The 17449-nt window shown below is 31.6% G+C and carries 18 protein-coding genes; 5 read left to right on the top strand and 13 right to left on the bottom strand.

Annotation, left to right across the window (positions count from 1 at the left end):
- Positions 1–12: 12 nt before the first annotated feature.
- The 5 genes from ACYU7A_RS02165 to mraZ all read right to left on the bottom strand — a co-directional run bounded on the left by ACYU7A_RS02165 (position 13) and on the right by mraZ (position 5243).
- A complete protein-coding gene (locus ACYU7A_RS02165) occupies positions 13–1476 on the bottom strand; it encodes a UDP-N-acetylmuramoyl-L-alanyl-D-glutamate--2,6-diaminopimelate ligase (protein ID WP_460573928.1) in 1464 nt (487 codons plus the stop codon).
- Positions 1473–3479 (bottom strand): penicillin-binding protein, encoded by a 2007-nt coding sequence (locus tag ACYU7A_RS02160; protein ID WP_460573926.1) that lies wholly within the window; start codon positions 3477–3479, stop codon positions 1473–1475. The genes ACYU7A_RS02165 and ACYU7A_RS02160 overlap by 4 nt, the downstream gene beginning before the upstream one ends.
- Complete coding sequence (locus ACYU7A_RS02155) at positions 3470–3817, bottom strand: FtsL-like putative cell division protein (protein WP_298120636.1); 348 nt, start codon at positions 3815–3817, stop codon at positions 3470–3472. The genes ACYU7A_RS02160 and ACYU7A_RS02155 overlap by 10 nt, the downstream gene beginning before the upstream one ends.
- A 69-nt stretch (positions 3818–3886) precedes the next feature.
- On the bottom strand, positions 3887–4795 hold the full coding sequence (gene rsmH / locus ACYU7A_RS02150) for a 16S rRNA (cytosine(1402)-N(4))-methyltransferase RsmH (protein WP_460573924.1): 909 nt from the start codon (positions 4793–4795) through the stop codon (positions 3887–3889).
- A complete protein-coding gene (gene mraZ, locus ACYU7A_RS02145; protein WP_344815447.1) occupies positions 4770–5243 on the bottom strand; it encodes a division/cell wall cluster transcriptional repressor MraZ in 474 nt (157 codons plus the stop codon). The genes rsmH and mraZ overlap by 26 nt, the downstream gene beginning before the upstream one ends.
- Before the next feature lie 403 nt (positions 5244–5646).
- On the opposite strand from mraZ, the gene ACYU7A_RS02140 reads away from it, so the two are divergent.
- Both ACYU7A_RS02140 and yihA read left to right on the top strand, forming a co-directional pair.
- On the top strand, positions 5647–6411 hold the full coding sequence (locus ACYU7A_RS02140; protein ID WP_344815448.1) for an alpha/beta fold hydrolase: 765 nt from the start codon (positions 5647–5649) through the stop codon (positions 6409–6411).
- Between the two features lie 35 nt (positions 6412–6446).
- Positions 6447–7067, top strand: a complete 621-nt coding sequence (yihA, locus tag ACYU7A_RS02135; RefSeq protein ID WP_344815449.1) for a ribosome biogenesis GTP-binding protein YihA/YsxC — start codon at positions 6447–6449, stop codon at positions 7065–7067.
- A gap of 38 nt (positions 7068–7105) precedes the next feature.
- Here the strand turns inward: yihA and gldC are convergent, their stop codons facing one another.
- The gene (gene gldC / locus ACYU7A_RS02130; RefSeq protein ID WP_298304690.1) at positions 7106–7441 is read right to left on the bottom strand and encodes a gliding motility protein GldC; all 336 of its coding nucleotides are present in this window, start codon (positions 7439–7441) and stop codon (positions 7106–7108) included.
- A complete protein-coding gene (gldB, locus tag ACYU7A_RS02125) occupies positions 7434–8402 on the bottom strand; it encodes a gliding motility lipoprotein GldB (RefSeq protein ID WP_460573920.1) in 969 nt (322 codons plus the stop codon). Before gldB ends, gldC begins: the two co-directional genes overlap by 8 nt.
- Before the next feature lie 58 nt (positions 8403–8460).
- Between gldB and nadE the strand changes: the two genes are divergently transcribed.
- Together nadE and ACYU7A_RS02115 are read left to right on the top strand one after the other, a co-directional pair.
- Positions 8461–9267, top strand: a complete 807-nt coding sequence (nadE, locus tag ACYU7A_RS02120) for an NAD(+) synthase (RefSeq protein ID WP_460573918.1) — start codon at positions 8461–8463, stop codon at positions 9265–9267.
- 85 nt (positions 9268–9352) lie between these two features.
- Positions 9353–9982, top strand: coding sequence for a response regulator transcription factor (locus ACYU7A_RS02115; RefSeq protein WP_298304682.1), 630 nt, complete (start codon positions 9353–9355; stop codon positions 9980–9982).
- 70 nt (positions 9983–10052) lie between these two features.
- Here ACYU7A_RS02115 and dnaG read toward each other — a convergent pair whose 3' ends face one another.
- The 6 genes from dnaG to rlmN all read right to left on the bottom strand — a co-directional run bounded on the left by dnaG (position 10053) and on the right by rlmN (position 16798).
- The gene (gene dnaG, locus ACYU7A_RS02110; protein ID WP_460573916.1) at positions 10053–12029 is read right to left on the bottom strand and encodes a DNA primase; all 1977 of its coding nucleotides are present in this window, start codon (positions 12027–12029) and stop codon (positions 10053–10055) included.
- 129 nt (positions 12030–12158) lie between these two features.
- The gene (locus ACYU7A_RS02105) at positions 12159–13220 is read right to left on the bottom strand and encodes a hypothetical protein (RefSeq protein WP_460573914.1); all 1062 of its coding nucleotides are present in this window, start codon (positions 13218–13220) and stop codon (positions 12159–12161) included.
- 34 nt (positions 13221–13254) lie between these two features.
- Positions 13255–14001, bottom strand: a complete 747-nt coding sequence (locus ACYU7A_RS02100; protein ID WP_460573912.1) for a hypothetical protein — start codon at positions 13999–14001, stop codon at positions 13255–13257.
- Positions 13988–14548, bottom strand: coding sequence for an RNA polymerase sigma factor (locus ACYU7A_RS02095; protein ID WP_460573910.1), 561 nt, complete (start codon positions 14546–14548; stop codon positions 13988–13990). Before ACYU7A_RS02095 ends, ACYU7A_RS02100 begins: the two co-directional genes overlap by 14 nt.
- A gap of 171 nt (positions 14549–14719) precedes the next feature.
- Positions 14720–15697: a polyprenyl synthetase family protein gene (locus ACYU7A_RS02090; protein WP_460573908.1), complete on the bottom strand. Its 978-nt coding sequence runs from the start codon at positions 15695–15697 to the stop codon at positions 14720–14722.
- A 63-nt stretch (positions 15698–15760) separates the two neighbouring features.
- A complete protein-coding gene (gene rlmN, locus ACYU7A_RS02085) occupies positions 15761–16798 on the bottom strand; it encodes a dual-specificity RNA methyltransferase RlmN (RefSeq protein ID WP_460573906.1) in 1038 nt (345 codons plus the stop codon).
- 83 nt (positions 16799–16881) lie between these two features.
- Between rlmN and ACYU7A_RS02080 the strand changes: the two genes are divergently transcribed.
- Positions 16882–17448, top strand: a complete 567-nt coding sequence (locus ACYU7A_RS02080; RefSeq protein WP_460573904.1) for a hypothetical protein — start codon at positions 16882–16884, stop codon at positions 17446–17448.
- Position 17449: the final 1 nt, after the last annotated feature.

Raw genomic sequence — 17449 nt, 5'->3', positions numbered from 1 at the left:
AGGTATATTGGGTTATTTGTTCATTTGTTCTAAAAATTCTTTAACAATTTTCATATCATCAAAATCATGGCGAACACCTTGAATTTCTTGATAGGTTTCGTGACCTTTTCCTGCAATTAGAATGATATCATTGGCGTTTGCTAATTGACATGCGGTTTTTATGGCATTTTTTCTATCTTCAATAGAAAGTGATTTTTTGAAGTTTTGTGGTTCAACACCTGCTTCCATTTCGGCGATAATCGTTGACGGATTTTCAGTTCGTGGATTGTCAGAAGTGATGATAACTTTATCGCTCATTTGTGTTGCGATGTTTGCCATTATTGGTCTTTTTGTTTTATCTCTATCACCACCGCAACCTACAACGGTTATTAATTGCTCATTTTTTGTGCGAATATCATTGATGGTTTTCAAGACATTTTCTAAAGCATCTGGCGTATGTGCATAATCTACAATGGCTGTAATTTTATCATTTGAAACAATAAACTGAAAACGACCTGAAACGCTTTCTAATTCGGATAGTAATCTCAAAACTTCAAGACTTTCTAATCCTAATTCAACAGCCGTTCCATAAATTGCGAGTAAATTATAGGCGTTAAATGTTCCGATAAGTTTTACCCAAACCTCATTTTCATTAATTTTAAGCAACAATCCTGAAAGTTGATTTTCTAAAATTTGAGCTTTATAATTAGCATAAGATTTTAAGGCATAAGTCAATTTTCTAGCATTTGTATTTTGAAGCATCACGGCTCCATTTTTGTCATCAACATTGGTCAATGCGAAAGCAGATTTTGGCAAATGATCAAAAAATGATTTTTTAACATCACGATATTCTGCAAAAGTTGGATGATAATCTAAATGATCGTGCGATAAATTGGTAAAAACGCCACCTTCAAAATGCAATCCTTCTGTACGTTTTTGATGAACACCATGTGAACTCACTTCCATAAAACAATAGTCGCAACCGATTTCAATCATTTCATTTAAAAAATAATTGATGGTTAAAGAATCTGGTGTTGTATGTGTTGCTTTATGTTCAACATCATTCACCATAATTTTTACCGTAGAAAGCAAACCAACTTTGTAACCTGCTTTTTTGAATAATTGATACAGAAGTGAAGCAATAGTCGTTTTACCATTGGTTCCTGTGATTCCAACTAAACGTAATTTTGAGGATGGATTATCATAATAATTGGAAGCCATAAAAGCCAAAGCCGAATTAGTATCTTTTACTTGAATGTAAGTAATTCCTGTGATGATCACTTCTGGTAATATGTCACAAACAACTACAACCGCACCAAGATTAATTGCTTTTTCGATAAAGTCGTGACCATTAGAAACTGTTCCACGGATGGCTACAAAAACGTCATTCTCTTGAATTTTTCTCGAATCGAATTCGATTTTATTCACAGCGATTTCCGTTGACCCTTTTACAGCTTCAATAGCAACTTTATATAATATGTCTTTTAAAACGATCACGATAATTCTAGTGTTATAATTGTATTTTTGATAATAGGTTGTCCGGCTTGAATCGATTGATTCTTCACTTTTCCAATTCCTTTTACTTTTACTTTAATTCCTAAATTTTCCAAAAGAGCTACTGCATCCATTCCTGGCATTCCTTTTAGATTAGGTATTGTATTTTTTACATTTTGTGCTTTTATAAAATACTCTTGATATTTAGTTTCCTGTTTGGCTACTTTTTTATCAAGATTTTTTATTTCATTTGTTGATGGTGCGTCGGTAAAAATCTTTTGTGCGATTCTCTTGAAAACTGGTCCAGCAACGTCTGCACCATAATAATTATTCATAGAAGTATTGGGTTTATGAACTACTACAATGCAAGAATACTTTGGCTGATCTGCTGGAAAATAACCTACAAATGATGAAATATAATATTTATCACTTCCACCATTAGTTCCATAACCAGCCGCAGCAGTTCCAGTTTTTCCTGCCATTGAAAAATCTTTAGAATACAATTTTGCAGCCGTTCCTCTTTTTACGACATTGGCTAAAAGCGCTTTTAATTTTTTGATGGTAGCATCAGAACAAATCTTCGGATTGATAATTTGTTTATCGTATTTCTTGATGGTTTTATTCCATTCTTTAATTTCAGAAACGAATTGTGGCTTTACCATTACTCCGTTATTTGCAATAGCATTGTATAATGTCAAAGTCTGTAAAGGCGTCACTGCAACGTTATATCCAAAAGCCATCCAAGGCAATGTATTAGGATTCCAACTATCATCTGATGGCTGATGAACGATTGGTTTCCCTTCACCTTGAAATGGTAATCCAAGAGGTTTATTTAATCCTAAATTATTGATTCTGTTTACGAATTGCTCTGGATTATTTTTATAATTCTCTACAACAGCTTGAACCAAAATGGTATTGGAGGAAACTTCAAAACCTTTTCCAAGAGAAATTTTTCCGTAACCACCTTCATGAGAATCACGCACTTTTTTTCCTCTATAAATAATCGTTCCACCGTTACTATCATAAACCTTAGAAGTATCAACTTTGTTATCATCTAAAAGCGCAATCATATCAACCAATTTGAACGTAGAACCTGGTTCGTGAGATTCAGCTACAGCATAATTTATAGTTTCATAATAATTACCTGAAACTTCGTCTCTTCCTAAATTAGAAATCGCTTTAACTTGACCTGTTTTGGTTTCCATTACAACAACGCAACCGTGTTCAGCGCCATATTCTTCTAATTGTTTTAGCAAAGCATGATGAGCAATATCTTGAATATAAACATCAATAGTAGAAATTACATCGTACCCATCTTGTGGATCAACTTCATTTTGGTCACGAATAGGTTTCCATTGTCCTTTGGCAATTTTTTGCTTTAAAACTTTTCCGTCTTTTCCGTTTAAATACTTACCAAAAGCTCCTTCTATTCCGACTCTTTTTTGAATACCATTTTCATCGATTCTATCGTAACCGATTGTTCTTTCGGCAATTTTACCGATTGGATGTTCACGAACTGTTTTTTGCTCCACGATAATTCCACCTTTGTATGCACCTTTGTTGAAAAGTGGAAATTTTTTAATTTTTGAATATTCCGTATAACTTAAATCTTCTGCAATTAGAGTGTATCTGCTTTTATTTGCTCGAGCTTTTCTCAATAATGATTGATAATGAGAAGTTGGTTTTCCTAATAATTTTGACAAACTCATTGCTAAAGAATCGGCTTTGCTTTCGAAATCTTCTGATTTTGGAGCAACAGCATCAAAACGAATAGTATAATTAGGAATTGAAGTCGCCAATAAACTACCATCTGATGAATAAATATTTCCTTTATTCGCTGGAATTACAAAAGTTTTTACTGTTCTATCTTTGGCTAATTTTCTGTAATAGTCACCTTCTACCCACTGTATATTAGTAAGTTTTATGGTTATCGCCAACGCCATCAAAAAGATGATGAACGCCATCAGATAAATTCTGTAAGAGATATTTTTATCTTCTACTGCCATATTTTTTTAAAAAAACTTTTCTCTTCTGGTTGTTTAACTTTTATTTTTTGTGGTGGAACCTGAGACGGAAATATATTTCTAGCTTCCATCTTTTTTGAAACCGTAGATTCCATTTTTAATTTCATTAATTCCGAACGCCTGTCAACAAATTCGGAACGCAATTCTTTTACTTCATTTGTTAAATCAGCGATTTTGAATATTTTTTGTTCAAATCGGTGTGTGTTAGCAATCATGATTATGGCTAAAACAATTAAAAACACAATGAAACGCCAATTTTTAGTAGCGTCTTCATTGACAAGAAATCTTGCTTTTAATATGTTGTAAATTCCAATTTTCATTTTCTCAGTTGTCTGTTTTCAGTTTTCAGTTTTCAGTTACTTTGCAGTCTGAATTCTGACATCTGAATACTATTTCTTTTCTGCTATTCTTAGCTTTGCGCTTCTTGCGCGATTGTTGATTTTTATTTCTTCTTCGGTTGGAACAATTAATTTTCCTATTAATTTGAATGGAACTGAAAAATTTCCGAAGAAATCTCGTTCTGGTTCGCCTTCAAACATTCCGTTTTTCATGAATCTTTTTACCAATCTATCTTCAAGAGAATGATATGAAATCACGCTTAATCTTCCTTCGGGTTTTAAAACATCAAGAGATTGTTCTAAAAATTCTTTCAAAGCATCCATTTCTTGATTCACCTCAATTCTAATTGCTTGATAGATTTGAGCCAAAATTTTATTTTTAAATTGTTCTGGCAAAAAACGTTGCAAAATCAATTTCAATTCATCTGTTGTATCAATTGATTTTATTTCTCTTGCCTCAATAATTGTTCTTGCTAAAGCTGGAGCAATTTTTAACTCACCATAATCAAGAAAAACTCTTTTCAAGTTGACATCATCGTACTCATTAATTACCTTGTAAGCATCCAAATCGTTTTTCTTACTCATTCTCATATCCAAGTCGGCATCAAATCGAGTTGAAAAACCTCTTTCTGGAACATCAAATTGATGCGATGAAACTCCCAAATCAGCTAAAATTCCATCTACTTGCTTGATTCCATGAAATCTTAAAAAACGTTTGATGTATCTAAAATTTTCTTGAATCAATGTGAATCTTTCATCTGGTAATGCGTTTTCCCAAGCATCTTCATCTTGATCAAACGCAAACAATTTTCCGTTTGAACCAAGGCGACTCAAAATTTCTCTTGAATGTCCACCACCACCAAAAGTGACATCTACATAAACACCATCTGGAATACAATTTAAACCGTCAACTGTTTCTTTTAATAATACTGGATTATGATATTCCATTGTCGTCGTCATTTACATTTCCCATTACATCTTCTGCCAAATCAGCAAAATCTCCAACAGAATCATCTATAGCTTTTTCGTATAAATCTTTATCCCAAATCTCAACAATATTTACTGTTGAAGACAATACAATATCTTTAGTAATTTGAGCAAAATTGGTTAAATCTTTAGGAACTAGAAGACGTCCTAAAGCATCGATTTCAACCACTTTTACTCCGGCTTGAAAACGACGAATGAAGTCGTTATTTTTCTTTACAAATCGGTTGAGTTTGTTCACTTTTTGCATCATTAAATTCCACTCTGCCATTGGATAAAGTTCCAAACATGGCTGAAAAACAGAACGTTTCAAGACAAAACCGTCTTGAAGCGAAGCAGCAAGTTGTTTCTTCAAAGGTGCAGGCAAAAGCAGCCTTCCTTTGACGTCAACTTTACATTCGTATGTCCCGATTAATGAGTTCAACTAATTAGTTTTTAATGATAATGAGCAAAAATATAAAATAATTCTCCACATTTTACCACATAACTCCACTTTGTTAATAAGTTTTACCACTTTTAGATTTTTGTTAATTACTTTAAAACCAAACCAACTTTGAATAATAATTAACAAAACATTTAGAATCGTTGATTTAACGCAATAAATTGACAGTCAAACAGATTTAGTTGCGAAATATTTAATAAAAAGTTAGTTTTATAAAATTTGAAAAGAACGTAAAATGATTTGTTGAAATGTTGATAATTGTAAAAATTCATGAATAGAGAAAGCATTAAGAAATTGACAAATTCATCCAAATAAAAGAGGATTAGTTTTGAATTAATATTTAAAAACTTATATTTGTAACAATTGAAAAAATGAGCCAAAGAATATGGATTTAAACGCAGTAAAAGACAAAAAATACAATTACATTGAAGTTGGAGAAGGAACTCCAATTGTTATTTTGCATGGCTTAATGGGTGGATTGAGTAACTTTGAAGGAGTTGCCAAACATTTTTCACAAAAAGGATATAAAATCGTTATTCCTGAATTACCACTTTACACACAAAATATTTTAAAAACCAACGTTAAAGCTTTTGCAAAATATGTGAAAGACTTCATCACTTACAAAGGTTTTGACCGAGTAATTCTTTTAGGAAATTCACTTGGTGGACACATTGCCTTATATCATACAAAAATGTATCCTGAAAAAGTTGCTGGCCTTGTAATTACAGGAAGTTCAGGGCTTTATGAAAGCGCAATGGGTGATAGTTACCCAAAAAGAGGTGATTATGAATACATTAAAAAGAAAGCAGAAGCTGTTTTTTATGATCCAAAAGTAGCAACAAAAGAAATGGTTGACGAAGTTTTTGGCGTTGTAAATGATAGAATTAAAGTAATAAAAACACTTACCATTGCTAAAAGTGCTATTCGTCATAATATGGCAAAAGATTTACCAAAAATGCATGTGAAAACCTGTTTGATTTGGGGTAAAAATGATGCTGTAACTCCTCCAGAAGTAGCTGAAGAATTCCATAAATTAATGCCAAATTCAGATTTATACTGGATTGATAAATGTGGACATGCAGCTATGATGGAACATCCAGACGAGTTCAATAGATTGCTTGAAATTTGGTTGACAAAAGAGCATTTGTAAGATTAAATGATTCTGATTGAATCAAAAAAAATATCATGAAAATTAATACCGCCGAATTTATAATTAGTAATTCAGATGTGAGTAAATGTCCTTTAGAACGTTTGCCTGAATATGCTTTTATTGGTCGTTCTAATGTTGGAAAATCATCTTTGATTAACATGTTGACCAATCATAAAAATTTGGCAAAAACATCAGGAAAACCAGGAAAAACTCAGTTGATAAATCACTTTAAAATTAATTCTAATTGGTTTTTGGTTGATTTACCTGGATATGGTTATGCAAGAGTTTCTAAAAAAACAAAAGAAGTTTTTCAGGAATTTATTACCGATTATTTTGAACAAAGAGAACAATTGGTTTGCGCTTTTGTATTAATAGACATTCGACTTGAAGCACAAAAAATTGACTTAGAATTTATAGAATATTTAGGCGAAACAGAAGTTCCGTTTTGTATTATTTTTACTAAAGCAGACAAAATTAGTAAAGGAAAAGTCGCTGCTCATATTGCTGCTTATCGTAAAGAATTGCTAGCAAACAATTGGGAGGAAATGCCACAACATTTTGTAACCTCATCTACAGAAGGAACCGGAAAAGAAGAACTTTTACAATTTATTGATGGTGTAAATCAAGATGTTTTTAAAGAAATGAATGAGTTTTAAATAAACAAAAAATGGTTCGCAAATTGCGAACCATTTTTTTATCCTTTTAACTCTAATTTCTCAGCAAAATAATCAGTGAAATCTCTCATGGTTGATGCCATTTTTTCATCTTGTGTAGCTCTTTCAAAAGTATCAGCCATTGCTACTAGCGTTTGATGGAAAAAGATTTTCATCTCATCAACAGGCATGTCTTTTGTCCATAAATCAATTCGCAAAGTTTCTTTGGCGTTGCTATCCCAAATAGACAAAAGCATAGCTTTAGCTTCTTCAAGCTCTACGCCACCATCTTGTGCTGTCCATGTTAGTTTATCCGGAACACGATTTTCATCAAGTTCGACTACAAATTTTATTTCTGATGTGATTTTATTACTCATTCTTTTTTGGTTTGTATTTTGATAATTCGAAAATATCTTTTTCGCTCATTTTAATTAAATCTTGGACGGTTACCTTTGGATTGTTCTCCATAAAAGAGCGAACAATTTGCCATCCAACCCATTGTCCAATTCTACCTGGAGACTCGTTATCAATTTCTAAATAAAATTTAGAAAAAGGAGCTACATTTATAAAACGATTAGCCAATTTAGAATCGGTGCTGTATAACAACTTATCGTTTACAAAATATTCCCAAATATAACTTTCATTTTCTTTACTCCATTTTATTTGGTCTTCAGAATAGCCAATTCTTTCGGCATCTGAATATTCTGGAAGTAAAATATCTTTTAAATAAAGTTCTTTTCCAGAGCTTATCATCATTGAAAGCAAATCTTTATCTTTTGGATTAGGCAAAACGCCAAAAGCAAAACTAGAAACAATGTCTGGAAGCATTTGTCTTTGTTCGAAATTTTGTCTCAAGTACGCTGGAAACTCACCATAAAACTTATGGTCTTTTCCTAGGTATAATTCTAAAGCAATTACTAATTTATCATTTGCATAAATCGCTTTACTATTATTATCCATTTCAGAAATTACCGTGTAGATTGTTGGCGTTTTGATTGTTGGAAAATAATATTTGATATGTTTAAATAAATCTTCGATTTCAGATTGCTGCGTACCAAAATTTTTATATTTTTTCTCCACTTCTTGATACAATTCTCTCCATTGTGGATGTTGCATTTTATCAATCCAAACCGCATCTGGCGTGCCTTCAGGAAAAAAATCTGGGTATTCGGTTTTTATATCAGCCAAATTTTCAGGCTTTGCATCAAAGAAAGCCTGTTCGAAACGAACTACTTTCATTTCGACTGGAATTTCTTCAACAGCACTTTCGATTTTACTTTTTTTATCGCATGAGAAAAATAAAACTCCAATTAAGGTGATATAAATATATCTTTTCATTTTTTAATTTAATATTTTTGCAAATATACATTACGTATTCTTAATTCATCTCTAAACTATGCCTAAAAAAAGTACAATTCAGGTAGAAAAAGTAAACGAACACATTGTTAGTTGGTTAAAAACTTATGCTAATAACGCAAAAGTAAATGGTTTTGTTGTAGGGATTTCTGGTGGAGTTGATTCTGCGGTAACTTCTACGCTATGCGCGCAAACTGGCTTAACAACATTATGTATTGAAATGCCAATTCATCAAGCTGAAAATCAAGTTAGTAGAGGACGTGAACATATTGAGCAATTGATGAAACGATTTCCGAATGTGAGTCGTGCTGAAGCAAATTTAACTCCAATTTATGAGAGTTTTAAAACAGAAATGCCTGTTGGAGAAAGTGATACAAAATATCATTTATCTTTAGCCAATACTAGAGCAAGATTAAGAATGACAACTTTGTATTATTTTGCTGGAATCCATGGCTTATTGGTTGCTGGAACAGGAAATAAAGTAGAAGATTTTGGTGTTGGATTTTATACAAAATATGGCGATGGTGGCGTTGACTTGAGTCCGATAGCCGATTTGATGAAAAGTGATGTTTATGCACTTGGAAGCTATTTAGAAATTCCAAAATCTATACAAAATGCAGCTCCAACAGATGGTTTATTTGGTGATAATCGAACTGATGAAGACCAACTTGGCGCAAGTTATGACGAATTGGAATGGGCAATGCTTGAGGAAGAAAAAGGAAGCAAATCGGAAGACTTTACTGGTCGAGAAAAAGAAGCCTTTGATATATATAAACGATTAAATTTCTTAAACCAGCACAAGATAAACCCAATACCAGTTTGTGAGGTTCCAAATGCCTTGAAATAATATTTTAACATTGATTCACAATTGTTTGCATTTTTTTTGTAACTTTACAATAAGATTTTAAATCTTTTATTAAAAAATTAAAATTATGATAAATGTTTGTCTTGCCGATAATTACCCAGTGGTTCATTATGGCGTAAAATCATATTTTAAAGATCATCCAGAAATTAGTGTGGTCTCAAATGTTGGAAATTTCTTTATGGTTCCGGATGCTTTAAGGAATAAAGAAATCAATGTTTTAGTAATAGATCTAGAACTTGACGGATTGAAAAGTATCTACGAATTAAAAGCAATAATTAAGAATTTTCCTAACACTAAAGTTTTAGTTTTTACGAGCTTAAACGAGCAAATTTATGCTCCCAACGCTATAAAAGCTGGTGTTGCTGGATTTGTGCACAAATCTTCCAAATTAGAAACTCTAGGAACTACAATTATTAGAGTTCACCAAGGAATTGTAATGCTTAGTGATAGTATTAAAAGAAATTTAGCTTTGATTGCTAAACAAAATAAAAGCGAACGTCTTTACAGAAAATTATCTAACAGAGAAATTGAGGTACTGCGTTACTTGTGTGACGGAAAGAAAAATAATGAAATCTCTAAGGTTTTAGGACTAAACGAAAAAACAATTTCAACATACAAACTAAGACTTTTACAAAAGCTAAATGTTACTAATTTAGTAGATTTAGTTAATAAAGCGAAGACTTTGGATATCGTTTAATTTTATATTAGATTTTAGATATTAAATATTAGATACAAAGCTCAAATTTCAATAAGAAATTTGAGCTTTTTTAATTATGTCTAGAAATTACTCTTCCTAATTTTTTAGAAAACATATTGGTTAATCCTAAATAGTCAACTACCATAGATAGTGTTTCTGAATTATCAACTTCGGTTTCTTGCGTTACAGATGATTTTAATTCGTCTATAATTTTATTTACTAAAAACCATCTTAAGGTTAGAATGGTTTCGGAAACGTATTGACTTATAGTTTTGTCTTTTGCTTTTACAAAAATGTTTTTAGCTTCCCAATTGTGCAATGATTCTCGCTCGTCATTCATAAGAATTGACGTTACTTCTTGCGATAATTCTGGCGGTAATTGTGATAAATATTTCTCCAATTCAAAGGTTTCATTCTGATTAAAATAGGTAATCAAATCATCATAAATATTCTTGAATAAAGGATTAGCAAGTTCGGTTTCATCTTCTTGTAAACTTAGAAAAATGCGTTGATACACTTTATATCTGTTCATTTCTTTTACCTCAACCATTTCACCTTTCTCATTTGCTTTAAGCAAAACATCTTCAAATTCATCTTCTACATTGCCATAAATTAAAAGAATTTCGATGATTTTGTGTTCCAATTCAAATTGAATATCAATGTTAGCAGCAACGACAGGATTTTCATTTTTTACGACTTCAAAAGCGGTTTGTTCTTCTTTTAGTTTTTTGCCTAAATCGGAAATGTCTTTTTTTACTAATTGTGCCAAAGTATTAAAAAGCACATCTTCAGAAATATCCATGATTCTAGAAGTTTCTTTGATGTAAACTTCTCTTTTAATTCTATCTGGAATTTTGGAAATACTAGCCACCATATCTCGAATTAAATCAGCTTTCTTGATAGGATCATTCTTGGCATCTTTCATTAAAAGTGACGCTTTGAATTGGATAAAATCCATAGCATTATCTTCAAAATACTGAATCAAATCTTGCAAAGGCGTTTTTTTGGCAAAACTATCTGGATCTTCACCATCTGGAAAAGTACAAACTCTTACGTTCATTCCTTCTTCAAGAATTAAATCGATTCCACGAATAGAAGCGCGCAAACCTGCAGCATCACCATCAAAAAGAACGGTAACATTTTTAGTTAAACGATTAATTAATCTAATTTGATCTGGTGTTAAAGCGGTTCCAGAAGAAGAAACTACATTTTCTATTCCAGCTTGATGCATTTGAATTACGTCGGTGTAACCTTCTACTAAATAGCAATTATCTTGCTTGGCAATAGCTTGTTTGGCGTGAAATATTCCGTACAAAACTTTACTCTTGTGGTACAAATCACTTTCTGGTGAATTGAGGTATTTTGCAGCTTTTTTGTCGTTAGTTAAAATTCGACCACCGAAACCCAAAAATCTTCCACTCATGGACTGAATTGGAAACATCACACGACCTTTGAATCGATCAAATTGCTTGTCTTCTCCAACAATTGTTAATCCGGTTTTCTCTAAAAATTCTAATTTGTAGCCTTTTCCGAGAGCTTCTTTTGTAAGCGCATCCCATTGATTTGGAGAATATCCTAAGCTGAACTTTTTTATAGTATCATTAGTAAATCCACGTTCTTTAAAATAAGAAAGCGCAATTGCTTTTCCTTCTTCGGAATTAAGCAACATATCTTGAAAATATTTAGAAGCAAATTCTGATACTAGAAACAAACTTTCTTTTTCGTTTGCAACGACTTTATCTTCTTCAGAAAGTTCAGTTTCTTCAACTTCAATATTGTATTTTTTTGCTAAAAATCGAATGGCTTCAGGATACGTAAATTGAGAATGCTCCATCAAAAAAGCAATGGAGTTTCCTCCTTTTCCTGACGAAAAATCTTTCCAAATTCCTTTAGCAGGCGAAACCATGAACGAAGGCGAACGCTCATCAGAAAACGGACTCAATCCTTTAAAGTTACTTCCGGCGCGTTTTAATTGTACAAAATCACCGATAACTTCCTCTACTCGAGCAGCTTCGTAAACTTTATCTATGGTTTCTTTGGTTATCAATTTTGGATTTTTAGATTTTTAGATTTTTTGGGAATCATAAAAATTGTATTGTGTAAAAATACATATTTTTTTAAATAAAAGAGACGCGATAAATCGCGCCTCTACAAATATAACTAACCCAACAAATTTTTAATTAAAATCGAAACGTACTCCTAAAGAAACATTATTTTGTTTTACAACATTATCCTGAAATATTGGATTCAAATCGTATTTCAAATATAAACTTGTTTCTCCGTAACCTAAATATGTACTCAATCCGTAGATGAAATTTGAGGCATTAAAGTCGCCTTTTGCCTTTTCATCATAGTCAATATCGTCGATTTTATATTCTGTTTTTTGTTTTGATTTAATTCTAACTCCTGCATAACCTCCAATTCCAAAACGAAGCCTTTCATGAGTTCTAAAATAAGTTTTCCCATCTTTTTCTTTTTTCTTAGTAAAATCAAATTCTAAATGCAATGGCGCTACTAAGTACACATTTCTAAATCGAGAACTTTTTAAATCAATTGTGCTGGTTTGCAATGTTGTTTGATTTCCATTTACAGCAAAAACTCTATTTTCTGTTGGTCTCAAATCGTTATACATTACTGATGCTCCATATTTTAAATGTAATAAGTTGTCATTTTTAAATAATCTTGAATTATAAGAGAAACCCCATTCGTAAAAACGTGAACCAGCAAATTTAAAATCTGAATTCTCTACAGAACCATCAGTAACTACATTGTTTAAACCTAGAGCAAAAACAAATTGTGAAGTTGTTCTTCGTTCTCTATATTCATAATGTTTCTTTCTTTTAACAGAATCGTTTTCATAAGTTAGAACCAATCTTTTACCTATTCTTACAGTTGATGAATCATTGGTCTTTGATTCTGCTATTTTCCCATTTACTTTCTGTTGTACTAAATCTTTTAATTCTTCTTGAGCAACAGCAATGCGGTTTTCAATAATTGTTGCTCTAGCTTGTGCTAAATCTTTCTTTTTTGCATCGGCTTGTTCTTTGGTAATAGAACCATTTTCTAATTGAACATTGACTGCTTCGACCTCTGATTTAAGAGTTGCTTTTTCTTCTTTTGTAATGTTTTCGATTTTGTCAGCAATAGCTTTTGCTTTGCTTTCAAAAGTTTCTTGTGCTACCATTTTGCTTGCAAAAAGGCATAGTGATAGTGCTAAGTAAATTGTAAAATTCCTCATGATTTCTAATTTGTTAAGTGATTAATTGATGATTTTATTCTTGATTTCTATTGGCAAGTGCCACTTTTACTTCTTGGTAATTTTTACCGATTCTATTGATTACTTTTTGTCTGAATGTTTGTTCTAATTCTCCGTCGACTTGAGATAACAAACTGTTGGCGTTTACTTTAACTTTTGCGTTAGCTTCTTTTTTTGAAGTTTTTTCTACTGATGCTAATAAATCATCCACATTGACAGCGACTTTTTTTGGCATTTCAATTTTCTCTTGAGAAATAATTCTTGGCATATCTTTCTGAGCGATGACTTCAGTAGCTTGATATTCGATTTCTTTCTCTTTGTTGATGATTGGATTAACTCCTGTTTTTTGATTATTTTGATTGAAACTCTCTGATGATTTTTTGTTAATTATTTGTGGTTTATTGTTTATTGTTACTGCAACTTGTTCTTCTTGCTGATTTGTTATCTCGTTAGTGAAATTTTGCTTTGTTATAATTGAATCTTTTTGTTCTTTATTTTTTTCAACTTCTTTAGTAACAATTTGGTTGTCAGTTCCAGAAACTTCTTCTTTTTGATTTATAAAAAACAAACCAACAGACAGAAAAACCAAAATGCTTGCAGCAATTCCAATAAACTGGAATGACAGAAATGGGAAACGTTTTGTTTTTTTTTCTTCTGCAACAGAAAGCATGGCGTCAAGTCTATCCCAAGACATTTCGCTGGGTTGAATTTCACGAGAATTTAATTTTTCTCTTATTTGATTTTCTATATTATTCGGTTCCATTAGTGTAATTTTTTAATTTGCTTATGTTGTTTTGCAACATTTTTCTAGCGTGTGATAATTGCGATTTTGATGTTCCTTCATTAATTCCGAGCATTTCTGCAATTTCTTGGTGCTTATATCCTTCAATCGCATAAAGGTTGAACACCATTTTATATCCGTCAGGTAAATTGTCTATCAAAAATTGAATGTCTTCAACTGAGAACTGACTTTCTATATTATTGAAACTTTCTTCAAAATAATTCTCATCTTCAATAAACTTTACTTTTTTCTGAACTCTGATATAAGAAATACATTCATTTATCATTATTCTTCTTATCCAACCTTCAAAACTTCCTTCGTGTTTGAAATTTTTTAAATTGGTGAAGACTTTCATAAAAGCAGTAATCATTATGTCTTCAGCTTGATGTAAATCTTTAATATACTGCCTACATACACTTAACATTTTTGGAGAAAATTTAGAATAAATCTTGTGTTGTGCATGACGATTATTCTCGACAGCCAATTCGATTACTTCTTTTTCTTCTTGATGTAAGTTGATCACTTTCATTTTAGATTATTAGACTTCTTAGAATATTAGATTTTTAGATTACTTAAGTCTTCTATTAGCATAGACGAATGTAGTTGCAAAATGGTTGCATCAAAAGTAAATTTTTTTGAAAAAAAATAATTGTAAAATTGTAAATACTAGTAAAATCAATACTTTACAAATGAAATAAAATTATTTTTTTCTTTCAATAACGTAGTTTACCATTAAGGTCAAACTATCTTTATAAGTAGAATTCGGGAAGTTTTGTATTAAAGCAAGAGCTTCTTGTTGGAATTGTGCCATTTTTTGTTCGGCGTAAGTAAGTCCGTTTTTGTCTTTTACAAATTGAATAACTTCTTTAACTCGCTTTTTGTCTTTATTGTGGTTTTTAATGGAATTGATACACCAACTTTTTTCTTTATCAGAACAATTGTTCAATGCATAAATCAGTGGCAAAGTCATTTTTTGTTCTTTGATGTCAATTCCTGTTGGTTTTCCAATAGCTTCATCAGTATAATCGAATAAGTCGTCTTTTATTTGAAAAGCCATTCCGATAAGTTCACCAAATTTTCGCATGGTTTCGACTTGAGCTTCATCTTCTGAAACCGAACGAGCTCCAAGTGCACAGCAAGCTGCAATAAGTGTAGCTGTTTTTTGGCGGATGATTTCATAATAAATATCTTCAGTAATATCGAGACGTCTTGCTTTTTCAATTTGAAGCAATTCGCCTTCACTCATTTCGCGAACTGCAACAGAAATTATTCGAAGTAAATCAAAATCACCATGGTCAATTGAAAGCAATAAACCTTTTGAAAGTAAATAATCTCCAACAAGGACTGCTATTTTGTTTTTCCAAAGTGCGTTTATAGAAAAGAAACCTCTTCTTCGATTACTATCATCAACAACATCATCGTGAACCAAAGTTGCGGTGTGAATCAATTCAATTACACACGCACCTCTATAAGTTCGCTCTTCAACACTTCCACCAGAAATCATTTTTGCAGTTAAAAAAACAAACATTGGTCGCATTTGTTTTCCTTTTCTGTTTACAATATAATAGGTGATTCTATTTAACAACGCTACTTTAGAAGACATCGATTCGTAGAACTTTTTCTCGAAAAGCTCCATTTCTTGCAGAATAGGTTGTTTTATTTGTGAAGTAATATTCATTGGTTTCAAAGGTAGTTAAATTGAAAATACTTCACAAAAGATGGTGTTAAGCTTATAAAAAATTTATGATTTGTTGGCTAATTGACCACAAGCGGCATCTATATCTTTACCACGACTTCTTCTTACTTTTGCAACAATATCATATTTAGAAAGCTCTTTGATGTAAAGATTTATAGCTTCATCTGATGCTTGTTGGAATTCGCCATCGTCAATAGGATTGTATTCGATAAGATTGACCTTACAAGGAACGTACTTACAGAATTTTACTAAAGCATCAACTGCTTCTTTATTATCGTTTATTCCTTTCCAAACTACATATTCGTAGGTGATTTTGCTTTTGGTTTTTTTGTACCAATATTCTAAAGATTCGCGTAAATCAGCTAATGGAAAATTTTTACTAAAAGGCATGATTCGCGCACGAACCTCATCAATTGCTGAATGTAAAGAAACTGCCAATTTGAATTTCACTTCGTCATCAGCCATTTTCTTAATCATTTTAGGAATTCCTGATGTTGAAACCGTGATTCTCTTTGGTGACATTCCTAAACCTTCATCAGAAGTAATCATGTCTATGGCTTTGATTACATTATTGTAATTCATCAAAGGCTCTCCCATTCCCATAAAAACTATATTTGAAAGAGGTCTGTTATGATAAATTTTACTTTCATTATCAATAGCTAGAACTTGGTCGTAAATCTCACCTGGTTCAAGATTTCGCATTCTTTTTAATCGAGCAGTCGCACAAAAATTACAATCCAAACTACAACCAACTTGCGATGAAACACAAGCCGTAGTTCTGGTATTTGTTGGAATCAAAACCGACTCTACAATTAAACCATCGTGAAGTCGGACGGCATTTTTAACTGTTCCATCTTCACTTCGTTGCATCGTATCCACTTTGATATGATTGATTACAAAATTTGCCTCAAGCATAGCCCGAGTTTCTTTGGAAACATTAGTCATATCTTCAAATGAATGTGCTCCTTTGCTCCAAAGCCATTCATAAACTTGATTTCCACGAAAAGCTTTATCGCCATTAGCAACAAAAAAATCACGAAGTTGTTCTTTAGAAAGTGTTCGAATGTCTTTTTTCTCAATCATGGTGCAAAGGTAAAACAATTTACGGAATAAGAAATTTGCTAGTATAGATTGAATGCTTTACTTTTAAATTTTATTTTGAATATATGAAACAACTTTCATTTTTACTTATAATCATACTGTTAATTAGTTGCAAGTCAACAGAAAAAACAAATGGTTATGGAGAACAAGACACAACTTGCAGAAAGTATGAAAACAATATTACCTTTGTTCACAATCGATTCAATCCTATTTTGAAAGTTGTAGGCAAATGGAGAGAGCTTTCTATGAATTCAGAATTTTATGTAAATTCAAAAAACAAGATTGCTATTTCTAATGAAAAAAATGAAGTTTTACATCTCATTGTAGCTAAACATCATTCTTGTAAACTTTGTAAAGAAGGAAATAAAGATATGCTTCACAAACATGATCCATTTTTATCGAGTCTCAAAAGAAAAATAGCTTTTTGGAAAAACTATGAAAAATATTCAATCGAATTGTTAGAAACAAATGATGAAAATTACGCAATTTATTTACTTTCGAATGAAAACGAAAAAAGAACAGTCCTTTTTGGGTTGAAAAACGAAACGTTTTATGATTTTATATTATTAAACTCTAAACAAGAAAAACAATCACAAGCTAAATTATTAATGGACTCTTACATATTAAATTAAA

It is taken from the genome of Flavobacterium koreense (assembly GCF_054776075.1).
This window is presented reverse-complemented; position numbering and strand designations above follow the sequence as displayed.